18 protein-coding genes and 1 pseudogene are annotated in these 21,502 nt (G+C 66.3%); 8 read left to right on the forward strand and 11 right to left on the reverse strand.

All coding sequences use genetic code 11. The annotated features are described in order from the left end of the window. Positions 1 to 61 precede the first annotated feature (61 nt). Complete coding sequence (gene rraA / locus HR9077_RS00090; protein WP_136063892.1) at positions 62 to 550, forward strand: ribonuclease E activity regulator RraA; 489 nt, start codon at positions 62 to 64, stop codon at positions 548 to 550. Positions 551 to 679: 129 nt separating this feature from the next. After that, complete coding sequence (locus tag HR9077_RS00095; RefSeq protein ID WP_136063894.1) at positions 680 to 2,509, forward strand: glycerophosphodiester phosphodiesterase family protein; 1,830 nt, start codon at positions 680 to 682, stop codon at positions 2,507 to 2,509. 141 nt (positions 2,510 to 2,650) lie between these two features. On the opposite strand, the gene ppsA is transcribed toward HR9077_RS00095, so the two are convergent. Continuing rightward, positions 2,651 to 5,023 carry a phosphoenolpyruvate synthase gene (ppsA, locus tag HR9077_RS00100; RefSeq protein ID WP_136063896.1) on the reverse strand — a complete coding sequence of 791 codons (2,373 nt, stop codon included), beginning with the start codon at positions 5,021 to 5,023 and terminating at the stop codon, positions 2,651 to 2,653. A 235-nt stretch (positions 5,024 to 5,258) separates the two neighbouring features. Here ppsA and ppsR point away from each other — a divergent pair, with 235 nt between their 5' ends. Then, the gene (gene ppsR / locus HR9077_RS00105; protein WP_136063898.1) at positions 5,259 to 6,092 is read left to right on the forward strand and encodes a posphoenolpyruvate synthetase regulatory kinase/phosphorylase PpsR; all 834 of its coding nucleotides are present in this window, start codon (positions 5,259 to 5,261) and stop codon (positions 6,090 to 6,092) included. Between the two features lie 48 nt (positions 6,093 to 6,140). On the opposite strand, the gene HR9077_RS00110 is transcribed toward ppsR, so the two are convergent. The 4 genes and pseudogenes from HR9077_RS00110 to HR9077_RS00125 all read right to left on the reverse strand — a co-directional run bounded on the left by HR9077_RS00110 (position 6,141) and on the right by HR9077_RS00125 (position 10,132). Next, positions 6,141 to 6,728: a DJ-1 family glyoxalase III gene (locus tag HR9077_RS00110; protein WP_210725812.1), complete on the reverse strand. Its 588-nt coding sequence runs from the start codon at positions 6,726 to 6,728 to the stop codon at positions 6,141 to 6,143. 120 nt (positions 6,729 to 6,848) lie between these two features. Then, positions 6,849 to 7,775 (reverse strand): annotated as a pseudogene (gene mmsB / locus HR9077_RS00115) (3-hydroxyisobutyrate dehydrogenase); the annotation flags it as partial. Between the two features lie 36 nt (positions 7,776 to 7,811). After that, positions 7,812 to 8,915, reverse strand: a complete 1,104-nt coding sequence (locus HR9077_RS00120) for an enoyl-CoA hydratase/isomerase family protein (protein WP_136063902.1) — start codon at positions 8,913 to 8,915, stop codon at positions 7,812 to 7,814. Positions 8,916 to 8,965: 50 nt separating this feature from the next. Further along, entirely contained in the window at positions 8,966 to 10,132 is a 1,167-nt protein-coding gene (locus HR9077_RS00125; protein WP_136063904.1) for an acyl-CoA dehydrogenase family protein, read from the reverse strand. A 173-nt stretch (positions 10,133 to 10,305) separates the two neighbouring features. Between HR9077_RS00125 and HR9077_RS00130 the strand changes: the two genes are divergently transcribed. Continuing rightward, positions 10,306 to 10,743: a MerR family transcriptional regulator gene (locus tag HR9077_RS00130; RefSeq protein ID WP_136063906.1), complete on the forward strand. Its 438-nt coding sequence runs from the start codon at positions 10,306 to 10,308 to the stop codon at positions 10,741 to 10,743. A 52-nt stretch (positions 10,744 to 10,795) separates the two neighbouring features. After that, on the forward strand, positions 10,796 to 12,523 hold the full coding sequence (locus tag HR9077_RS00135; RefSeq protein WP_136063908.1) for an AMP-binding protein: 1,728 nt from the start codon (positions 10,796 to 10,798) through the stop codon (positions 12,521 to 12,523). Between the two features lie 102 nt (positions 12,524 to 12,625). Here the strand turns inward: HR9077_RS00135 and HR9077_RS00140 are convergent, their stop codons facing one another. The 5 genes from HR9077_RS00140 to HR9077_RS00160 form a co-directional block, all read right to left on the reverse strand. Further along, the gene (locus HR9077_RS00140; RefSeq protein WP_136063910.1) at positions 12,626 to 13,204 is read right to left on the reverse strand and encodes a hypoxanthine-guanine phosphoribosyltransferase; all 579 of its coding nucleotides are present in this window, start codon (positions 13,202 to 13,204) and stop codon (positions 12,626 to 12,628) included. Continuing rightward, complete coding sequence (locus tag HR9077_RS00145; RefSeq protein ID WP_136063912.1) at positions 13,197 to 14,456, reverse strand: mechanosensitive ion channel family protein; 1,260 nt, start codon at positions 14,454 to 14,456, stop codon at positions 13,197 to 13,199. The genes HR9077_RS00140 and HR9077_RS00145 overlap by 8 nt, the downstream gene beginning before the upstream one ends. 2 nt (positions 14,457 to 14,458) lie before the next feature. Beyond that, positions 14,459 to 15,496 (reverse strand): beta-N-acetylhexosaminidase, encoded by a 1,038-nt coding sequence (nagZ, locus tag HR9077_RS00150; RefSeq protein ID WP_136063915.1) that lies wholly within the window; start codon positions 15,494 to 15,496, stop codon positions 14,459 to 14,461. A gap of 70 nt (positions 15,497 to 15,566) precedes the next feature. Continuing rightward, positions 15,567 to 16,085: a L,D-transpeptidase gene (locus HR9077_RS00155; protein WP_136063917.1), complete on the reverse strand. Its 519-nt coding sequence runs from the start codon at positions 16,083 to 16,085 to the stop codon at positions 15,567 to 15,569. Positions 16,086 to 16,087: 2 nt separating this feature from the next. Next, on the reverse strand, positions 16,088 to 16,747 hold the full coding sequence (locus tag HR9077_RS00160; protein ID WP_136063919.1) for a TetR/AcrR family transcriptional regulator: 660 nt from the start codon (positions 16,745 to 16,747) through the stop codon (positions 16,088 to 16,090). Positions 16,748 to 16,951: 204 nt separating this feature from the next. Here HR9077_RS00160 and lexA point away from each other — a divergent pair, with 204 nt between their 5' ends. Both lexA and dinB read left to right on the forward strand, forming a co-directional pair. After that, positions 16,952 to 17,605, forward strand: coding sequence for a transcriptional repressor LexA (lexA, locus tag HR9077_RS00165; protein ID WP_136063921.1), 654 nt, complete (start codon positions 16,952 to 16,954; stop codon positions 17,603 to 17,605). Between the two features lie 46 nt (positions 17,606 to 17,651). Then, positions 17,652 to 18,698, forward strand: coding sequence for a DNA polymerase IV (gene dinB / locus HR9077_RS00170; RefSeq protein ID WP_136063924.1), 1,047 nt, complete (start codon positions 17,652 to 17,654; stop codon positions 18,696 to 18,698). 32 nt (positions 18,699 to 18,730) lie between these two features. On the opposite strand, the gene purU is transcribed toward dinB, so the two are convergent. Next, complete coding sequence (purU, locus tag HR9077_RS00175) at positions 18,731 to 19,585, reverse strand: formyltetrahydrofolate deformylase (RefSeq protein ID WP_136063926.1); 855 nt, start codon at positions 19,583 to 19,585, stop codon at positions 18,731 to 18,733. Between the two features lie 216 nt (positions 19,586 to 19,801). Between purU and HR9077_RS00180 the strand changes: the two genes are divergently transcribed. Further along, positions 19,802 to 21,388 carry a ribonuclease J gene (locus HR9077_RS00180; protein WP_136064141.1) on the forward strand — a complete coding sequence of 529 codons (1,587 nt, stop codon included), beginning with the start codon at positions 19,802 to 19,804 and terminating at the stop codon, positions 21,386 to 21,388. The last annotated feature ends 114 nt before the right edge of the window (positions 21,389 to 21,502 follow it).

A 21,502-nucleotide genomic window follows, 5' to 3' on the forward strand; every position in this document is an offset into this window, starting at 1 on the left:
CTATGCCATGCTCGGGGTTGTCAGATCCATCCAGCCAACGTTAGCCGATCAGGAGCCCACCATGACCCACATCGTTACACCGGATATCTGCGACGCTCATCCCGAGGTGAATGTCCTCGACGCGCTGTTCGCCAATGTCGGCGGTATCGAGTCCTTCTGCGGAGCGATACGCACCGTCAAGTGTTTCGAGGACAACTCACGGGTCAGAGAAGCGCTGGGCGAACCCGGCGAGGGAGCCGTACTGGTGGTCGATGGCGGCGGCTCGCTGCGCTGCGCGCTGCTCGGCGACCAGCTCGCCGAAATGGCCATCGACAACGGCTGGAGCGGCGTGGTCATTCACGGCTGCGTGCGCGACGTCGATGCGCTGGCCGAACTGGAACTGGGCGTCCAGGCACTTGGCGCGCATCCGCGCCGCAGCGAGAAGCGCGGTGAAGGCCAGTGCGACATCGCCGTGACCTTCGCCGGCGTGACGATCTGCCCCGGGCAGTGGCTGTATGCCGACAACAATGGCATCGTCGTTGCCGAGCGCCGCCTGTCGCTGGAAAGCTGATTCCCGGGATCGACCGCCTGAACGCAGGCCGCCTGAACGCAGGCCGCCTGAACGCAGGCCACCTCTGTCAGCATCCGGGCTCGACCGCGCCGCATTGCCAGCCATGACCGCCGATGCCACCCTTGAAACATGCCTGACACCGATTCGTCACTGACACCGCGCGCGCTGATTACCGCTGCAAGTCTTTCGTTACGCGAACACTGGCGGCCGCTGGTCGCCTTCCACCTGTTCTTCACCCTGCTCGCGACCACCCTGCTGCTGCCGGCCGGTGCCTCGACACTGGCGGCGCTGCTGGGGCAGGTCGGGCGCCCGGTGCTGACCGGGCCGCAGTTGCTCGATACCGCCCTGTCCCCCTCCGGTCTGGTCTGGCTGCTCGGCGCGATCGGCTTCACCACGCTGCTGCTCAGCCTGCAGCAATCGGGCATGCTGCTGGTTGCGGCACGCCCCTCGGGTTACCGCTACCGCCTTGCCCTGGATGCCTTGTGGAGCACCTTCCGCCGGCTACCCGGGGTCGTGCTGCTGACCCTTGTCCAGGTGGGCATCCAGCTGGCGATCGCCTTGCCGCCACTGCTGCTGCTGAGCGCGCTCTATCAATGGCTGCTCGGCGACATGGAGAGTTATTACATCTCACAGGTCAAGCCGCCGGCGCTGTGGCAGTTCCTGGCCGCGGCCAGCCTGCCGGCGCTGATCTGGCTGGCCATGGCGCTGCATGCCTATCTGCGCTGGTCGCTGGCCCTGCCCAGCCTGATCCTCGAAGACCTGGGCCCGCTTGCCGCCCTGCGCCGCAGCCGCGCACTGACACGCCACCGGCTGCGGCGCCTGGCGCTGCCGATCGGCTTGCCGCTGCTGCTGATTATCGCTCTGCCGGTGCTCGCCTCGGCGCTGTTCGACGCCCTCGCGACCCCCTTGCTGCTGTGGCTGCCCGAACGGGTGACCGTGTTGCTGCCGGCGATGCTGGGCTATTTGACGCTCTATGTCCTGCTGACCCTGGCGGTGACGTTCGTCGGCGTCGCCGTCAACAGCCTGATGATCGGCTGCATCTACCTGCGGCTGGCCCATCGCCAGCCACGCCCCCCCGCACCCACGCCGCGCGACCATCCGGCCTGGGTCGCCTGGGGCGCCGAACTGCTGGTCCTGGCATTCGCCGCCAGCCAGGCCTTTGTGGTGCTCAACAGCTTCACCCTGCGCGACGACGTGACCATCACCGCCCATCGCGGCAGTTCGGTCGCGGCTCCCGAAAATACCTTGGCGGCCTTCGAGCAGGCAATCGACGACGGCGCCGACTATATCGAATTCGATGTTCGACTCAGCGCCGACGGCCAGGTGGTGGTTTCCCACGACGACAGCCTGCAACGCCTGCTCGGCCTGGATGCACGACTCAGCGACATGACGCTCGAGACCATTCGTCAGATCGACGTGGGCAGCTGGTTCGGCGACGGCTATGTCGGCCAGGGCATCCCTACCCTGGCGGAGGTTCTGCGACTGTCACGGGGGCGCAGCAATCTGTATATCGAACTCAAGCCAAGCGGCGGCAATGCCGAGAAGCTGGTGGACGCGGTGCTCGACCAGCTGCCGCGTCAACGCTACGACCGGTTCATCCTCGCTTCGCTGTCGCCCGCGGTGATCCGCGCCGTGGAGCGGCGCGAGCCGACGTTACGCACCACGCTCTTCGCCCAGTTCGTGATGCGCGGAGGCCTCAACCTGGGCGCCATCGATGCGGTGGGATTGCGCTACAACCGCATCGACGAGGATCTCGCCGATGCCATCCATCGCCGCGGCTATGCGCTGCATGCCTGGACGGTCAATGGTCGGGCACAGATGTCGCGGCTGATCGACCTCGGCGTCGACAACATCATCACCGACCGACCGGCGCTGCTCGCCGAGGTACTGGCCGAACGCCACGAACTCAGCGATGGCGAACTGCTGCTGCTCAAGCTGCGCAACTGGCTGCACTCCTGAGCCCAGACACATCCGTCACCCTGCGCTTGTGGCCATCGAGAATGCCGGCGCGCGGCGCCGGGCAGACACGACGACGCCCGGCGTGACGACGCCCGGCGCGTAGCGTAACGCACCGGGTGTCGTCACCGCCCTCAGGGTCGATCAGGCCAGCGTTTCACCGGCCAGCATGAACCAGGTCTCGAGCACCGCGTCGGGGTTCAGCGATACCGAGTCGATACCCTGCTCCATCAGCCACTTGGCGAGATCGGGGTGATCCGATGGCCCCTGTCCGCAGATACCCACGTACTTGCCCTGCTTGCGGCAGGCGGCGATGGCCATCGCCAGCAGCTTCTTGACCGCCGGGTCGCGCTCCTCGAACAGATGGGCGACGATCCCCGAGTCCCGGTCCAGCCCCAGCGTCAGCTGGGTCAGGTCGTTGGAGCCGATCGAGAAGCCGTCGAAGTACTGCAGGAACTCCTCGGCCAGCAGGGCGTTGGTCGGCAGTTCGCACATCATGATGATGCGCAGGCCACGATCGCCTCGCTTGAGACCGTTGGCCTCGAGCAGCTCGACCACCTGACGCCCTTCGTCCGGCGTGCGCACGAACGGCACCATGACCTCGACGTTGTCGAAACCCATCTCGTCGCGTACCCGCTTGAGCGCCTGGCACTCGAGCTCGAAACAGGGCCGGAACGTCTCGGAGATATAGCGCGCCGCGCCGCGGAAGCCGAGCATCGGGTTCTCTTCGCCGGGCTCGTAGAGCTTGCCGCCGATCAGGTTCTCGTACTCGTTGGACTTGAAGTCCGACAGCCGCACGATCACCGGCTTGGGATAGAACGACGCCGCCAGGGTCGAGATGCCCTCGACCAGCTTGTCGACGTAGAAGGTCACCGGATCGCGGTAACCGGCGGTGCGCACGTCGATGATCTGCTGCAGGTCGGCGGGCTGTTGGTCGTATTCCATCAGCGCCTTGGGGTGCACGCCGATCATGCGGTTGATGATGAACTCGAGACGCGCCAGGCCGACGCCGGCATTGGGCAGGCTGGCGAAGTTGAAGGCCCGGTCGGGGTTGCCGACGTTCATCATGATCTTGAACGGCAGGTCGGGCATGCTGTCGACGCTGGTGGTCGTGCAGTCGTAGTCGAGCAGCCCGTCGTAGACGTGGCCGGTATCGCCCTCGGCGCAGGACACGGTGACCTCGCGGCCGTCCTCGAGTACCTCGGTGGCATCGCCGCAGCCCACCACCGCCGGGATGCCCAGTTCACGGGCGATGATCGCCGCGTGGCAGGTGCGCCCTCCGCGGTTGGTGACGATCGCCGAGGCGCGCTTCATCACCGGCTCCCAGTCGGGGTCAGTCATGTCGGTGACCAGGATGTCGCCGTTGTTGACCTTGTCCATCTGCGCCGAGGTCTCGATGACCTTGATCGCCCCGCGACCGATGCGCTGGCCGATCGCCCGCCCGGAGATCAGCAGCCGGCCCTTCTCCTTGAGCTGGAAGCGTTCGAGCTTGCCGCCCTGCTGGTTGGAAACCACCGTCTCCGGGCGCGCCTGGACGATGTACAGCTTGCCGTCGTCGCCGTCGCGGGCCCACTCGATATCCATCGGCCGGCCGTAGTGCTGTTCGATGGTCACCGCCTGGCGGGCCAGCGCCATCACCGCCTCGTCGTCGATGCAGAAGCGCGCACGATCGGCGGGGGCGACATCGATGGTCTGCACCGACTTGCCCGCCGAGGCGTCTTCGGTGTAGGTCATCTTGATCAGCTTGGAGCCCAGCGTCCGGCGCAGCACCGCGGGCCGGCCGGCGGCCAGCGTCGGCTTGTGGACGTAGAACTCGTCGGGATTGACCGCGCCCTGCACCACGGTCTCGCCCAATCCCCAGGAGCCGGTGATGAAGACCGCGTCGCGATAGCCCGATTCGGTATCCAGGGTGAACATCACGCCGCTGGCGCCGGTCTCGGAGCGCACCATCTTCTGGATCCCCGCCGACAGCGCCACCTGGTCGTGATCGAAGCCGCGATGCACGCGATAGGAGATCGCCCGGTCGTTGAACAGCGAGGCGAACACCTCGTGGACGGCCCGCTTGACGTTGTCGAAACCCTCGATGTTGAGGAAGGTTTCCTGCTGGCCGGCGAACGAGGCGTCGGGCAGGTCTTCCGCCGTCGCCGACGAGCGCACCGCGACCTTGAGGTTGGTATGACGCGATTCGAGTTCGCGATAGGCATCACGCAGCGCCGCCTCGAACTCCGGCGGCAACGGGGTATCGATCACCCACTGGCGTATTTCGCCGCCCACGCGCACCAGCTCGTTGACGTCATCGACATCGAGTCGCGCCAGGGCTTCGTTGATGCGCTCGTTGAGCCTCTCATGGGCCAGGAACTGACGGTAGGCAAAGGCGGTGGTGGCGAAGCCGCCGGGTACCGTGACACCGGCACCGGCCAGGTTGGAAATCATTTCACCCAGCGAAGCGTTCTTGCCGCCCACCCGCTCGACATCGTCCATACCGAGACTATCGAACCATTCGATGTAGTGTTCCAAGTGAGGCCCCCTCGTTTCGATCCATTGCGCCCTGGGCGCCGAATGCGCCGTCCTGGCAGATGTCAGCACCCTACCAAGCGGGGGTCGTATTCGCCATTAGTCTAATAGCGAAGTCACTGGAGTATTTTTACAACATGCGTTCTTTTCGTCACGTTCCTGTAGTCGGCGGTGGCAGCGGCTTGTCGCGCCGGCGCCGAACGCCGACAATGCGATGAACTTTCCGCGAGAAAAGAGCATGTCCCGCACCGCCTTCTTCATCTCCGACGGTACCGGCATTACCGCCGAGACCCTGGGCCGCAGCCTGCTGGCCCAGTTCGAAAGCCTCGACATCAAGATGGTCACCAAGCCGTACATCGACAGCAACGAGAAGGCGCACAACCTCGCCGAGGTGATCGACGCCACCGCGGCCCGCGATGGCGAGACGCCGATCATCATCGACACCATCGTCGATCAGACCATCCGCGACATCATCGGCCGCGCGCCGGGCTTCAAGGTCGACGTCTTCACCACCTTCCTGGCCCCGCTCGAGGAGGAACTCAAGGCCCACTCCTCCTACTCGGTGGGGCGTACCCACGCCATCGGCCGCGACGACGTCTACATGCACCGCATCGACTCGGTCCACTTCGCGCTGGACAACGATGACGGGGCGCGCACTCATCACTACGATACCGCCGACGTGATCCTGACCGGCGTGTCGCGCTGCGGCAAGACGCCGACCTCGCTCTATCTGGCGCTGCAGTTCGGCATTCGCGCGGCCAACTATCCGCTGACCGAGGACGACCAGGACGAGGACGGCAACCTCAAGATGCCCAATGCCCTGGCGCCCTACCGCCACAAGCTGTTCGGCCTGACCATCGACCCACGGCGACTGGCGGCGATTCGCACCGAGCGCCGGCCCAACAGTCGTTACTGTTCGATCGACCAGTGCCTGCAGGAGATTCAGCAGGCCGAAGCGCTGTACCGCCGTTATCATATCCCCAACATCGACACCACGCGCTTCTCGATCGAGGAGATCTCCACCCGGCTGATCGCCGAGACCGGGCTGCAACGGCGCTTCAGCCCGCGCTGAAGGGCGAGAGCGGCGGCGGCGGCGCCTCGGCCCGCCTCCTGGCGCGCTTCAGTGTCGTTGCAGGTCCGATTCCCGACCGACCACCAGCAAGCCCTCGGCAATGCGCCTCTCGGTCGCTTCGTCGACCAGCAGGCCCACCAGGTGCAGGGCGAAGCCCATCGCCGTCGCCGGTCCCTGGCTGGTGACCAGCCGTCCATCCTCGACCACCGGATGCTGCGAAAGATGCCCCCCGGCATCGGTCAGCGCTGCCTGAAAGGCCGGGAAGCCGGTGACCATGTGACCGCGCACCAGATCATGGGCGGCCAGCACCACACCGGGGGCGGCGCAGATGGCGGCAATCCAGCCCTCTCGCTGGCGTTGACGCTTCAACAGTGCGCTCAGCGCCTCGCTGTCGCGCAACCGCTCGGCGCCCGGCATGCCCCCCGGCAGCACGATGGCGTCGAATTCGCTGTCGGGGTCGACCGCCGTCAGACACTTGTCGGCGACCAGCCGGGTGCCACGCGCCAGCGTCACGGTGACGTCGGTCGTCACCGAAGCCACGCTGACCGCGATGTCGGCGCGCCGCAATACATCGATCAGGGTTACCGTTTCGATATCTTCGCTTCCATCGGCGATCGCGAGCAGTACCTGGGGCATCACGCTACCTCCTCGGTTTCAGGGTGGTTTTCGGCCGTCGGCCTCCCCTCAGCATAGAAGCCCGTCGGCGCCAGGCAATGCGCATCGTCGGGCCTCGGCGATACGCTTGCGCCCGTTGCGTCAGGCGTCCTGCTCGCCGCTACGGTAGAAACGCTGGATGCTCGAGAAGTCGAGCCGACCGTTGCCCTGTGACGCGTGCAGCGTATACAGGTTGCGCGCCTGGGCGCCCATCGGGATCGCCGCTCGGGATTCCAGCGCCAATGTCGTCGCCAGGCCCAGGTCCTTGCCCATCAGGTCGACCAGGAAGCCGCCCTGGTAATCGTTGGAGGCCGGCGCCTGCTCCATCACGCCCGGCCAGGGGTTGTAGACGTTGAGCGCCCAGTTGCCCCCCGAGCTCTGCTGCATGATCTCCGAGAGCACCGCCGGGTCGAGCCCGTTCCTGACCCCCAGCGCCAGCGCCTCGGCGGTGCCGCTCATCAGTATGCCCAGCAGCATGTTGTTGCACAGCTTGGCGACCTGGCCGGCGCCGCTGTCGCCGGCGTGGAAGATGTTCTTGCCCATCGCCTCGAGCAGCGGCCGGGCCTGGGCGTATGCCTCGGCGCTGCCGCCAACGATGAAGGTCAGGGTGCCGGCCCGGGCGCCGCCGACGCCACCCGATACCGGCGCGTCGAGACAGCTCAGGCCGCGCGCCGCGGCCGCCTCGGCGACGGCTCGCGCATCGTCGGGCGCGATGGTCGAGGCATCGATCAGCAGCGGCTTGCCATCGAGCGCATCGAGCAGTCCCGGCGTATCGTCGCCCAGGTAGAGGCTGCGGACATGTGCGCCGGCCGGCAGCATCGAGATTACCACCTCGACGCCACGGACGGCCTCGCTGGCCGAGGACGCGCGATGCGCGCCGGCCCGTTCCAGAGTCTGCATGGCGGACTCGACCAGGTCGAAGACCGTCACGTCAAAGCCGGCCTTGACCAGGTTCTCGGCCATCGGCGCGCCCATGTTGCCCAGTCCGATAAAGGCGATTTTCATGGCTGACATGCTGTGCTCCCGTGATTGTTGTTGGTGGCCATTTCGTTTTCCGCACCGGCTTCATAGATCGCGCAACGGGTGTTCCCCTGGCGACCACAGCGGGGCCAGGAAATCCTCGATCGCCGACGGTGGCACACTGGCCACGTCGGGGTACGACCAGAGCGGCGCCTTGTCCTTGTCGATCAGCAGCGCCCGCACGCCCTCGGCGAGGTCGGCATGGCGGGTGCACTGCACCGACAGGTTGAGTTCGTCGCGGAAGGTATCGGCGAGGCTCGAGTGACGGTGACGCGCGAGCATGCTCCAGAGCAGATGGGCGGTGGTCGGGCAGCCCTCCGCCAGACGCCGACGATTGGCGGCCAGCCAGGGATCGGCGTGCGAGTCGTCGAGGATGCGCCGCACCGCACCGCCGACATGGGGTACGCCAGCCAGATTCTGGATAGTGTCGAAATGCGCCAGCAGCGGGCTTTCGGGCACCTGGCCGCGCGCCTCGAACGCCGCCAGCAGCGCGGCGACGCCGCCCGGGCAGGCGATGTCCTCCTGCTGCAGGGCGGCGATCACCGTCGCGCGCCGCTCCCGCGGGATGAAGCGATCGGCCAGCCCTGCCAGCAAGGCATCGCGGGCGTTCAACTGGGCGCCGGTCAGGCCCAGGTAGGCACCCACTCCCGTGGGCATCCGGCCCAGGAACCAGCTGGCACCGATGTCGGGGTAAAGGCCGATGGTGATTTCCGGCATGGCGATGCGCGAGGTTTCGGTGACCACCCGCTCGCCGCCGCCGGCCATCAAGCCCAGGCCACCGCCCATGATGATGCCGTCGCCCCAGACGATCAGCGGCTTGGGGTAGCGATGGATGCAGTAATCGAGACGATACTCGGCGGCGAAATAGCGCGCGGCGAAGCCTTCATCCTCGGAGCCTTCGGTGCCGCGCATGGCGCGATACAGGGCGACGACATCGCCGCCGGCGCAGAACGCCTTGTCGCCCGCTCCCTCGAGCCATACCGCGGCGATCGCCGGATCACCGGCCCAACGCGTCAGGCGCGCCTGGAGCTGCTCGATCATCGCCAGCGACAGGGCGTTGAGCGAGCGCGGCGCATTGAGGGTCGCCGCCCCGATGCGACGTCCGTCGCGGGTTGGCCACTCGTCGAAAAGCACGGCATCCTGAGTCATGATCTGGCGGTCCCCCTTGGTTGTTGCGTCCCCTGTTCGATGATCGCCGCTCACTGCAGCAGCTCGACGACACCCGGTTCGAACAGCCGACGCGCGGCGATCAGGCGCATGATCTCGTTGGTCCCCTCGAGGATCTGATGGACGCGAGTATCGCGCACCAGGCGCTCTAGCGGATATTCCCGGATGTAGCCATAACCGCCATGCAACTGCAGGGCGTCGTTGCAGACCTGGAAACCGATGTCGGTGGCCAGGCGCTTGGCCATGGCGCAGTGGGCCGGCGCCTGGGGATCGCCGCGATCGAGCTGCCAGGCGGCGTGCCGGACCATCAGTCGGGCGCTGAGCAGCTCGCTGGCCATGTCGGCGAACTTGAACTGCAGGGCCTGGAACGTCGCCAGCTCGCGACCGAACTGCCTACGCTCGTGAAGATAGTCCCGGGACAGCGTCAGCGCCTGCTGGGCGGCGCCCAGCGAACAGCTGGCAATGTTCAGACGCCCGCCATCGAGCCCCTTCATGGCCAGCTTGAAGCCCTCGCCCTCCTCGCCCAGCCGGTTGCCGGCGGGCACCCGCACGGCATCGAAGCTGACCAGCCGGGTCGGCTGGCTCTTCCAGCCCATCTTCTCCTCGTTCTTGCCGTACTCGATCCCCGCGCTGTCGGCGGGCACCAGGAAGGTCGAAATGCCCGCCGCGCCCGAATCCGCCGCGCCGGTGCGCGCCATCACCACCAGCACGTCGGTGGCGCCGGCTCCGGAGATGAACATCTTGCTGCCGGTCAGGCAATAGTCGCCGCCGTCGCGCACCGCCCGGGTCGACAGACTGGCGGCATCAGAACCGGCACCGGGTTCGGTCAGGCAGTAGGACGCCAGCAGCTCGCCGCTGGCCAGGCGCTCGATCCAGCGCTCGCGCAGCGCCTCGCTGCCCCAGTTGGCGATCATCCAGGTCGCCATGTTGTGAATCGTCAGGTAGGCGGTGGTCGACACGCATCCCTGGGCGAGCTGCTCGAAGATCAGCGCGGCGTCGAGGCGCGACAGCCCCAGCCCGCCGCGCGCCTCGTCGACGTAGATGGCCAGAAAGCCGGCTTCGCCGGCGCGGCGGATGACCTCTACGGGAAAATGCGCGGTGGCGTCCCATTCGGCGGCGTGCGGAGCGAGCTCCGCCCGGGCGAAGTCGGCGGCGGCCTGCTGCAGGGCACGTTGATCGTCACTCAGGGCGAAGTCCATGACCGGGATTCCTCGGCTAGCGTTTCGATGGCTCGTCGCTCTAACCTAGCAGCGCGTAGTGAGCGGACAAGACGGCCGTTAGTCTACTTTACGTAAACGTAAGCCTGCTCTAGCCTAGGGCGACGGGAGCAATGACGTAGGTGTCATTGCCATCGACCGCGAGGATCAATCACATGCCAGAGCCCCCCGCCAGTGCCGCTGCACGCGACACCGACCGCCGCACCTACACCATCGGCGAGTTGGCACGGCGCTATGAGGTTACCCCTCGCACCATTCGATTCTATGAGCAGGAAGGCCTGCTCGATCCCGAGCGCCGCGGCCAGACGCGCATCTATCACGACAAGGACCGGGTGCGCCTCAAGCTGACCCTGCGCGGCAAGCGACTGGGCTTTTCGCTGGCCGAGATCCGCGAGGTCATCCATCTTTACGACCATGCGCCCGACGGCGATGAACGCCAGCTACGTCGCATGCTCGACATCCTCGACGAGAAGCGCGCCGCACTCACCCGGCAGTTGCAGGATATTCAGGCCCTGCAGAACGAACTCGACGATGTCGAGGCGCGCTGTCGCGACTCCCTCGCCTCACTGTCGCGGCAGCGCGCCAGTTCCTGAAACCGAGTCCCTGAAGATTGCCTTGACCGACAAGAACAAGCAGGAATCAGCGATGACGAACCCAGCCACCCCCCACGTCGTCCCGGTGAAACAGCCCAGCTACGTCAGCGGTATCGCCGAACGACCGCTCAAGGGCGAGACCATCGGCGACTGCTTCGACGCCACCGTCGCCCGCTACCCGGATCACGATGCGCTGATCAGCCGCCATCAGGGTTTGCGTTATACCTGGAAGAGCCTTCGGGTCGAGGTCGATCGCGCCGCCCGCGCCCTGCTCGCCGTGGGGGTGGCGCGCGGCGATCGGGTCGGCATCTGGGCGACCAACCGCGCCGAGTGGGCGATCACCCAGTTCGCCACCGCCAAGATCGGCGCCATCCTGGTCAACATCAATCCCAGCTATCGCAGCCACGAGCTCGAGTACGCGCTGCGCCAGTCGGGCACCTCGACGCTGATCCTGCAGGGTGCCTTCAAGACCTCGCGCTACGCCGACATGATCGCCGAGCTGGTACCGGCGCTGAATGAAACGGCCGGTGCGACGCTCGCCGGTGCGACGTTCGCCGGCGAGCGGCTGCCCGATCTCGAGCGTGTGGTGTGCCTCGACGACGACTGGGCGCTGCCCGGCATGCTCACCTGGACTGCGCTGCTCGAACACGCCGACGAGACGAGCGCCGAGGAGCTCGCCACTCTCCAGGCCAGCCTGCAGTTCGATGATCCGATCAACATCCAGTACACCTCGGGAACCACCGGTGCGCCCAAGGGCGCCACGCTGTCGCATCACAACATCCTCAACAACGGCTTCTTCGTCGCCGAACGCATCGCGCTCACCGCCGAGGACCGCATGGTGATTCCGGTCCCGCTGTATCACTGCTTCGGCATGGTGATGGGCAACCTGGGCTGCATGACCCACGGCGCGGCGATGATCTATCCCGGCGAGGGCTTCGATGCGCTGGCCACCCTCACGGCGGTGGCCGAGGAGCGCGCGACCGCGCTCTACGGCGTGCCGACGATGTTCATCGCCGAGCTCGAGCATCCCGAGTTCGCCCGCTTCGATCTGTCGTCGCTGCGCACCGGGATCATGGCCGGCTCGATCTGCCCCATCGAGGTGATGCGCCAGGTGATCGACAAGCTGCACATGAAGGAAGTGAGCATCTGCTACGGCATGACCGAAACCAGCCCGGTGAGCCTGCAGACCCAGACCGACGCTCCGCTCGACAAGCGCGTGACCACCGTGGGTACCATCCACCCCCATCAGGAGGTCAAGCTGGTCGACCCCTCCTCGGGCCGAATCGTGGCACGCGGCGAGCGCGGCGAACTGTGCACCCGTGGCTACAGCGTGATGCTCGGCTACTGGGAGAACGCCGAGGCCACCGACAAGTCGGTCGACGCCGCCGGCTGGATGCACACCGGCGATCTGGCACAGATGGACAACGAGGGTTACGTGGCGATCACCGGGCGCATCAAGGACATGATCATCCGCGGCGGCGAGAACATCTACCCGCGCGAGATCGAGGATTTTCTCTATACCCACCCGGCGATTTCGGACGTTCAGGTGATCGGCGTGCCTGACGCCAGGTATGGCGAGGAGGTAATGGCCTGGGTCAAGCTGGTCGACGGCCAGCAACTCGACGAGGAAGGGCTCCGGGCGTTCTGCCAGGGGCGCATCGCCCATTACAAGGTGCCGCGCTACGTCAAGTTCGTCGATGCCTTCCCGATGACCGTCACCGGCAAGATTCAGAAATTCAAGATGCGCGAGACCGCCACCCGGGAGCTGGGGCTGGCCTGAGCTGTAAGCTGTAAGCCGTAAGCTATAAGAAAACCCCACGGGCCTGACGCTCGCGGGGTTTTTCTTAAAGCTTAAAGCTTGCAGCTCGCCCCGAAGGGGCGATCACATGCCCTTCGGCGCGAAGATCCCCGGCGCGTTGCGCCAGTACCCCTTGTAGTCCATGCCAAAGCCGAACACATAGCGGTCCTCGACCTCGAGGCCGCAGTAATCGGCCTTGAGATCCGGCGCCGCCTTGCGCTCGTGCCGCTTGTCGACCAGCACCGCGGTCGAGATGCTGGCCGCCTTCGCTTCGCGACAATAGGCCAGGATCGCCGCCAACGTGGCGCCCTCGTCGAGGATGTCGTCGACGATCACCACATGCCGGCCGGCCATCGGCACCTCCGGCGATACCCGCCAGAACAGCTCGCCGCCCCGGGTGCCGCCACGATAGCGGGTCGCGTGCAGGTAGTCGACCTCGAGCGGGAAGCCGAGCCGCGTCAACAGGTGACCGGTGGTGATCAGTCCGCCATTCATGACGCAGTAGAAGACCGGCAGCTTGTCGCCAAGCCTGTCGGTGATCGCTTCGGCCATGCGGTCGAGGGCACGCTCGACCTGGGACTGGGTGATCAGACAATCGGCATTGTCCATGAGCTCACGCATGACGGTGAGGGAATCGTGGTGCGTGCTTTCGTTTTCAGACATCGGGATTGGCGTCGCTGTCGCTTGCGGAGGGGCCACGTGCGCGTTCCCGGTGGGAAGCGGCGTGACGCGATGAATCCAGCGTTGAAGGCGGCCTTTCGCCGCTCTGGGATGCTTCGGCATCCTCTTGGAGACTCTGCGCCTCCTCGGTCTGGCGAAACGGCAAGGCATCGGCGAGATGCAGCTCGCGGGCCGGCATGGCGATGGCTGCGCCCGCCTCGTCGACGATGTCGGCGATACGCAGCAGTATTTCCTGCTTGATCGCCTGATGCTCGCCCCAGTCCGTGGTACGGGTATAGGCGTGAATCAGTATGTCCAGCGAGTAGGCGCCGTAGGTATGGAAATTGACCAGCAGCAGGTTGTCCTGATCGATCGAGTCGTGCTGTTCGAGATAGCGGCGCACCCGTGAAACGACGTCCTCCAGCTGCCCCATATCGCGATAGCGCAGCCCCAGGGTCTCGAAGATGCGCCGGTTGAGCATGCGCGACGGATTGACCACGGCGATCGAGCCGAAAATCATGTTGGGTACGTAGAGCGGGCGCGAGTCGAAGGTGCGAATGCGTGTCAGCCGCCAGCCGATATCCTCGACGACGCCCTCGATCTCGCGATCCGGCGAGCTGATCCAGTCGCCGACCTTGAACGGGTTGTCGAGATGGATCGCCAGGCCGCCGAAGAAGTTGGCCAGCACGTTGCGTGCGGCAAAGCCGACGATCAGCCCGCCGGCCCCGCCGAAGGCCAGCAGCCCCGAGACCGACATGCCCAGCGCCTGCAGAATGGCGAGCACCACCAGGGTTAGGATCGTCGCGCCGACCAGCTTGCTGAGCGCCGAGGCGGTCGAGGCATCCAATGGCCGACCGGGGTGTCTGGCCGGCGGAAACACCAGGCGTTTCTCGATCAGCCGGGTCAGACGAATCCCGCTCCAGCCGATCATCACCAGCACGAACAGCCACAGCGCGGTGGGCGCATGCTCGATCGCCCATTGATTGCCGAAGCGCTCGGCAAGCAGGCTCGCCATGCCGATGATCGCGGTACCCCAGATGCCCACCCAGAGCGGACGGCGCACCGCCAGCAGCAGGGTATCGTCCCAGCGGTTGCGGGTCTTTTCCAGCAGTCGAACCCCGCGCCAGACCACCAGCCGGGCAAACAGGTCGGCGACCAGTGCCAGCGCCAGGATCACCGCCGGCGTGACCAGCCAGCCGGGCAGTCCCAAATGGCCGTTGACCCAGTCCTCGAGTGGCGCCAATACCTCCAGCATGCTCAACTCCGCGGCGCGGGGTCCGAGGGCTCGTCGACCAGCGCTTCGAGCTGGGCATGGGCCTTGCGCCAGCGACTCAGTGCCGTCAGCGTATCGAGCCCCGGCCGGGCGCGGCCATAACGCAGCCTGGCCGGGCGCTTGGAAGCGCGTCCCGTGCAGGCCTCGATGACCGCCCGGGCTGCGTCGCGGTCGTTGCACACCAGCACCATGTCGCAGCCGGCGTCGAGCGCCTGCACAGCGCGCGCGGCAGGGTCGCCCGCGGCATGGGCGGCCGCCATCGACAGGTCGTCCGAGAAGATGGTGCCCTTGAAGCCCAGCTCCTCGCGCAGCAGCCCCAGCCAGCTCGGCGAGTAGCCGGCCGGGCGCGCGTCGAACGCCGGATAGACCACGTGCGCCGGCATGATGCCGTCGAGGCGCCCGGCCAGCTCGGCGAAGGGGATCAGGTCGTGGGCGCGCAGCGCCTGCAGCGGCCGCTCATCGACGGCTTCGTGGGTATGCGAGTCGGCGGCGGTGCCGCCATGCCCCGGGAAGTGCTTGCCCACGGCGACCATGCCGGCCTCGTGAAGCCCCTCGATGAACGCACCGCCCATCGTCGCCACGGCACGGGGATCCGTAGAGAAGCTGCGATCGCCGATCACGCTGGAAACGCCCGCGTCGACATCGAGCACCGGGGCAAAGCTCAGATCGAGACCGCAGGCCGCCATCTCCATGCCCAGCAGCCACCCGGCCTCCTGACACAGATGCAGGCAACGCTGGGGGTCGCTCACGTAGCAACGCCCCAGCCGGGCCATCGACGGCAACCGCGTCACGCCCTCGCGCAGCCGCTGAACCCGGCCGCCCTCCTGGTCGATGCCCAACAGCAGATCCGGGCGCACCTGACGCAGGCTGGCGCACAACCTGCCCACCTGGGCCGCATCGACGATGTTGCGCGCGAACAGAATCACGCCGCCTACCTCGGGCCGCGACAGCAGTTCGCGCTCAGCGCGACTCAGAGTAGTCCCTTCGAGATCCAGCATCACCGGGCCGAGCGGTTGGGTCATGGTCGGAGTCCTTGGCTTTGAGGGGGGCCGATTCTAGACCAATGAAGGCCCCGACAACAGGCGTTGGCGGTCAGTCGTGCAACCATACCGGCGTCCCCGGCACGGCCCGCTCGAACAGATTGAGCAGCGCCTCGTCGCGCAGCCGTATGCAGCCGTGCGAGGCGGGTCGCCCCATCGGTTCCGTGGCGGGCGTGCCGTGCAGGTAAATATAGCGGCGCTGAGAGTCGACGGCACCACCGCGATTGACGTCGCGCTCCAGCCCGCACAGCCAGAGTATCCGGGTAAGGATCCAGTCGCGCTGCGGGTGGGCCGCCGCCAGCGCGGGGCCATACACTTCACCGGTGGGCCGGCGGCCGCGAAACACCGTGCCCCGCGGCTCGCCGTCGCCGATCGACGCGCGCACGTAATGCCAGCCCAGCGGCGTCCGGCCGCTGCCATCCTGCTGCCCGCTGCCCGCGACGCCCGACGAGATGGCATGGCTCTCCAGCGCTTCGCGGCCCTGCCACAGGGTCAGCGACTGACATCCAAGGTCGATCTCGAGCCACAGCCCATCCGCCGGCGGCAGCTCGTGAAGTCGCGGTGTTCGCATGCCTACCCCGCCAGTGCCTGTGGATCCTGGGGCAACGGCGCGTTCATCCCGGCAACCACCACCGGCCGCAAACGGCGGATCAGCTCGCGGACGCTGACATGCTCGCCGTAGTCCTGCTCGGCGATGTCGCGCAACGCATCGAGCCCGGACAGCGTGAAGATCACGGTCCCCAGCATGAAGTGCAGCCGCCAGAAGCGCTCGCTGTCGGGCAGCTCGGGCGTGGCCTCGCGCACCAGTCCGGCAAAGCGGGTGAAAACGCTGCCGTACTGCTGCTGGATGTACCCGCGCAGATGGCCCTGGGCCTGAGTATAGGCCAACCCCAGCAGGCGCATGAACACCTTGAGGCTGTTGCGCTCGGCCGGCACCTCGAGGACGGTGCGTGCCATGCTTTCCAGCAGCACCTCCAGCGGGATCGGCTGCCCCTCGTAATGCGCCTCGAGCTCGTCGAGCGTGGCATGGAAGCGCTCGGTGAACGGATCCAGGTAGCGCGCGAAGACCGCCTGGATCAGCGCCTTCTTGGAACCGAAATGGTAGTTCACGGCGGCCAGGTTGACCTTGGCCTTGCTGGTGATGTTGCGCAACGACGTCTCGGCAAAACCGCGCTCGGCAAACAGCACTTCGGCGGTATTGAGTATCCGCGTCACTGTGTCGGTCTGAGCCATGACTTGTCCCTGCCTGTTGGGAAACGGTTGTTTTAAACGTGACCGGCATTCTACCCGGTTAACGTTTCTTCAACAAACCAGAGCGTTTCAAACGCCTGGCTCACGCTGACGGCGCCCGGGACACGCGAAACTTTGTCGATTACTGGATGCAATTCCATGCTGTATACTTAACCACGAACCCGTTAAGCGACCAGCGGAGGCCACATGACTCGCGCTCTCACCCCGCGCCAGCAGAACGTCTACGACTTCATCGTCAAGACCATGAACGAACTGGGTTATCCGCCGACCCGCGCCGAGATCGCCCGCGCGCTGGGATTTCGCTCGCCCAATGCCGCCGAGGAACACCTGCGCGCGCTCAGCCGCAAGGGCGTGATCCGCATGATCCCCGGCACGTCGCGGGGTATTCGCCTGCCCAACCAGGCCGGCCCGGAAAACGAAACCGGCCTTGCCGACACCGAGAACGGCCTGCCGATCATCGGCGAAGTCGCTGCCGGCAGCCCGGTCCTCGCCGCCGAGCATATCGACCGCTACTGCCCGTTATCCGCCGATTTCTTCTCGCCACGTGCCGACTACCTGCTGCGCGTGCGCGGGCTGTCGATGCGCGACGCCGGCATCCTCGAGGGCGACCTGCTCGCCGTGCATCGCACCGACCGGGTCCGCGACGGTCAGATCGTGGTGGCGCGCCTGGAGGACGACGTGACCGTCAAGCGCTTCAAGCGCGAGGGGCATCGCGTCTGGCTGCTCGCCGAGAATCCCGAGTTCGAGCCGATCGAGGTCGACCTGAATCATGACCACCTGGAGATCGAGGGGGTCGGCGTCGGCGTGATCCGTGGCGGCAGCGGCCAGGCCCTGGGTTAGGGCCTGTCGACGTTACCGCCTGGCGATGCCGCCCAACGGATGACTCATGCGCAAGATCCTGCATGCCGACTGTGACTGCTTCTATGCCGCGGTGGAGATGCGCGACAACCCGGCCCTGCGCGACGTGCCGCTGGCGATCGGCGGCAGCACCGCGCAGCGGGGCGTGATCGCCACCTGCAATTACCCGGCACGCCGCTATGGCGTGCACTCCGCCATGCCCACCGGGCAGGCCCTGCGGCTGTGCCCCGATCTGACGCTGCTGCCACCGGACTTTCCGCGATATCGGGCGGTATCCGAGCGCATCCAGGCGATCTTTCACGAGCTGACGCCGCTGGTGGAGCCACTCTCGCTCGACGAGGCGTTCCTCGACGTCAGCGAAGTGCCCCGCTTCCGCGGCAGCGCGACATGGATGGCCGACTGGATCAAGCGCGAGGCGATGAGGCGCACCGGCATCAGCGTTTCGGTAGGCGTGGCGCCGAGCAAGTTTCTCGCCAAGATCGCCAGCGATTGGGAAAAGCCCGACGGGCTGACGGTCATCGCGCCCGACCAGGTCCAGGCCTTCATCCGCACCCTGGCCGTCAACAAGCTGCATGGCGTCGGCCCGGCCACTGCCGCCAAGCTGGCCTCGCTGAACATCGCCACCTGCGCCGACCTGCAGCATTGGTCACTGGAGGCGCTGAGCGAGCGCTTCGGCAAGTTCGGCCGGCGGCTTTACGAGCTCGCCCGCGGCATCGACGATCGCCCGGTGCGCACCGAGCGCGAACGCAAGTCGGTGAGCGCCGAGAATACCTTCCACCGTGACCTGCCCGATCTTGCCGCCTGCCGCGAACAGATTCCGGCGCTAGTCGAGCGGCTTCACGAACGCCTGGAACGCCACGGCAATCCCCCCATCAAGGGCGTGTTCGTCAAGGTACGCTTCAACGACTTTACCCTGACCACCCTGGAGAGCGGTGGCCTGAAGCCCGATGTCGCCCACTGCCTGGCCCTGCTCGACGAGGCCTGGGCCCGCGGCAGCCGACCGGTACGCCTGCTGGGTGTCGGCGTGCGCCTGACGCCCCCCTACGACGCGCGCCAGCTGTCGCTGTTTCCCTGACGCCCCTCGTCTTGGCGGTCCGTGCGCTCCCGTCAGGCGAAGACCACCGTCTTGTTGCCGTGGATCAGCACGCGATCCTCGAGATGCCAGCGCAGGCCCCGGGCGAGTACCGCACGCTCGACGTCGCGTCCGAAGCGCACCAGATCTGCGCTGGTGTGGCAATGGGTGATGCGGTGGACATCCTGCTCGATGATCGGCCCGGCATCCAGCTCTTCGGTCACGTAGTGGCAGGTCGCGCCGATCAGCTTGACGCCGCGGTCGTAGGCCTGGTGGTAGGGCTTGGCACCGGCGAAAGAGGGCAGGAAGCTGTGATGGATGTTGATCACCCGGCCCGCGTATCGCCGGCACAGTCCCGGCGGCAGGATCTGCATGTAGCGCGCCAGGACCACGCCGTCGGCCCGCGCCGCGTCGATCAGCCGCTCGGTTTCGGCGAAGGCGGCCGCCTTGTCGTCGGGAGCGACCGGCACATGGTGGAAGGGAATGCCGTGCCATTCGACCAGCGGGCGCAGATCGTCATGATTGGAGATGACACACGGGATCTCGCAATCCAGTTCGCCGATGTTCCAGCGATGCAACAGATCCACCAGACAGTGCGAGGCCTTGGAAACCATCAATACGATGCGCTTGCGCTGCACGCTGTCGTTGAGCGACCAGTCCATGGCGAATGTTTCGGCGATCGGCTGGAACGCCTCGCGAAACGGCTCGATCCCCGCTGCGCCGGCATCGAAGCGGATTTCATAGCGCATGAAGAAGCGCCCGGTGACCAGGTCCGAGTGCTGGTTGGCTTCGATGATCGAGCCATTCTGGCCGGCGATGAAATTGGAGACCCGGGCGACGATGCCGACCCGGTCGGGACAGGACACGATGAGGCGATAGGATTGCGACATGAAGGGGTGAAACTCTCGTAGACCGTGAACGGCTGCACATTGTAACCAATTGCTCCGACTTGGCTAACGTTCGTTGTGGGCCGGGCAACGCTTCTCGTATAGTGGGGGCTTCCTCACCAGCTCGTGTCACTGATGTTGCAATCTCGCGTCCAGATCCGCCCCCGCAAACGCCCGCCTCTCTACTTCCTGCCGCTGGGGGGCTGCGGCGAGATCGGCATGAATCTCAGCCTCTACGGGTACGGTGACGAATGGATAGCCATCGACTGCGGGATGATGCTGCGTCAGGACCTGCCCGACTCACCGCTTCAGGTACCCGACGTGGAGTGCCTGGCGCCCCTGGGGATTCGCCCGCGAGCACTGATCATCACCCATGGTCACGAGGATCACATCGGCGCCGCCGCCTGGCTCTGGCCCCATTGGGGCTGCCCCATCCACGCCACGCCGCTGGCGGCCGGGCTGCTGCGGGCCAAGTTCCTGGAACGCGGCCTGGCCAGCGATGCGATCAACGTCGTCGAGCCCGGCGAGGCCCTGGAGAGCGGACCGTTCGCGCTGCGCTACCTGCCGTTGACACATTCGATCCCCGAAAGCTGCGCGTTGCTGATCACCACACCCCATCATCGGGTGCTGCACAGCGGCGACTGGAAGCTCGACCCCGAGCCGCTGATCGGCAAGCCGGTCGACGAGCAACTCTACAGCTCGCTGGCGCCGGTCGACCTGGTCGTCGGCGATTCCACCAACGCCACCCTGCCCGGCTGGTCACGCAGCGAGGGCGACGTCGCTCGGGCGCTGGAACGGGCCATCGGCGCTTGCCCGGGCCGCGTCATCGTCTCCTGCTTCGCCAGCAATCTGGCACGCGTGCTGGCCGTGGGGCGTGCCGCCACGCGTTGCGGACGCCGCGTCAGCCTGATGGGACGGTCGATGGAACGCATGGTGCGCGTGGCCCGCGACCTGGGCTACCTGGAGGACTTTCCGCAACTGGTTCCGGTGCGCGACCTGGGTTACCTGCCTGCCGAGGAGGTACTGATCATCGCCACCGGCAGTCAGGGAGAGCCCCGTGCCGCCCTGTCGCGCCTCGCCCAGGGCCGGCATCCCGACCTGGAGCTTCAGGCCGGCGACACGGCGATCTTCTCGGCCAAGGCGATTCCCGGCAACGAGCGGTTGATCGAACGCTTGCAACTGGCGCTCAAGCGCCTGGACGTCGCCGTGCTCGAGGAAATCGTACACCCCGAGCTGCATGCCTCGGGCCATCCGGCTCAGGAGGAACTGCGCTCCTTCTACGGCTGGATCAGACCGCAGCGACTGCTTCCGGTGCATGGTGAACGCCGCCACCAGGAAGCCCACCAGCGCCTGGCCGAGTCATGCGGCATCGAAGCCCCGCTGGCGCCCAGCAATGGCGACCTGCTGCGCATCGAACGCACGACACTGACCGTCGAGCGCCATATCCCGCAAAACCCGTATATCGTCCACCAGAACGAAGTGCACGCCCTGAAAGGACTCGATGACCCTGCGGCACAATCCAGACAGCCCCGCGAGGGACGCTTCCACCTGATCCTGCCGGTGGTGGCGATGCAGGGTGGCTGGCATCGCGTGGGACGCTTGCTGATCGACTATTCGGGGGCTTCGCCACTCGATGAAACGGCCTTCGCCGATTGGCTCGACGATACGCTGGAACAACTCGAGGCCGAATCGATCGCCCAGTTGCGCGCTCAACTGCAGTCACGTCTGATGCATTGGCTGAGCGACCATCTGCGTCGTCTACCAGTGGTCCACTTGCAGATAAGCGCCACCGAAACGGCTTCCTGATCCGAACTCCCAGTCGTGCCGGGATCACCGCAGGTTCGCCGTCGATTCGTGTCGGCAAAAGAAAAGCGGATGCTGGCATCCGCTTTATGGAACGAGGCCTCCCGGACGATGCGC

Source organism: Modicisalibacter radicis, from assembly GCF_900961225.1.
Lineage (GTDB): Bacteria > Pseudomonadota > Gammaproteobacteria > Pseudomonadales > Halomonadaceae > Modicisalibacter.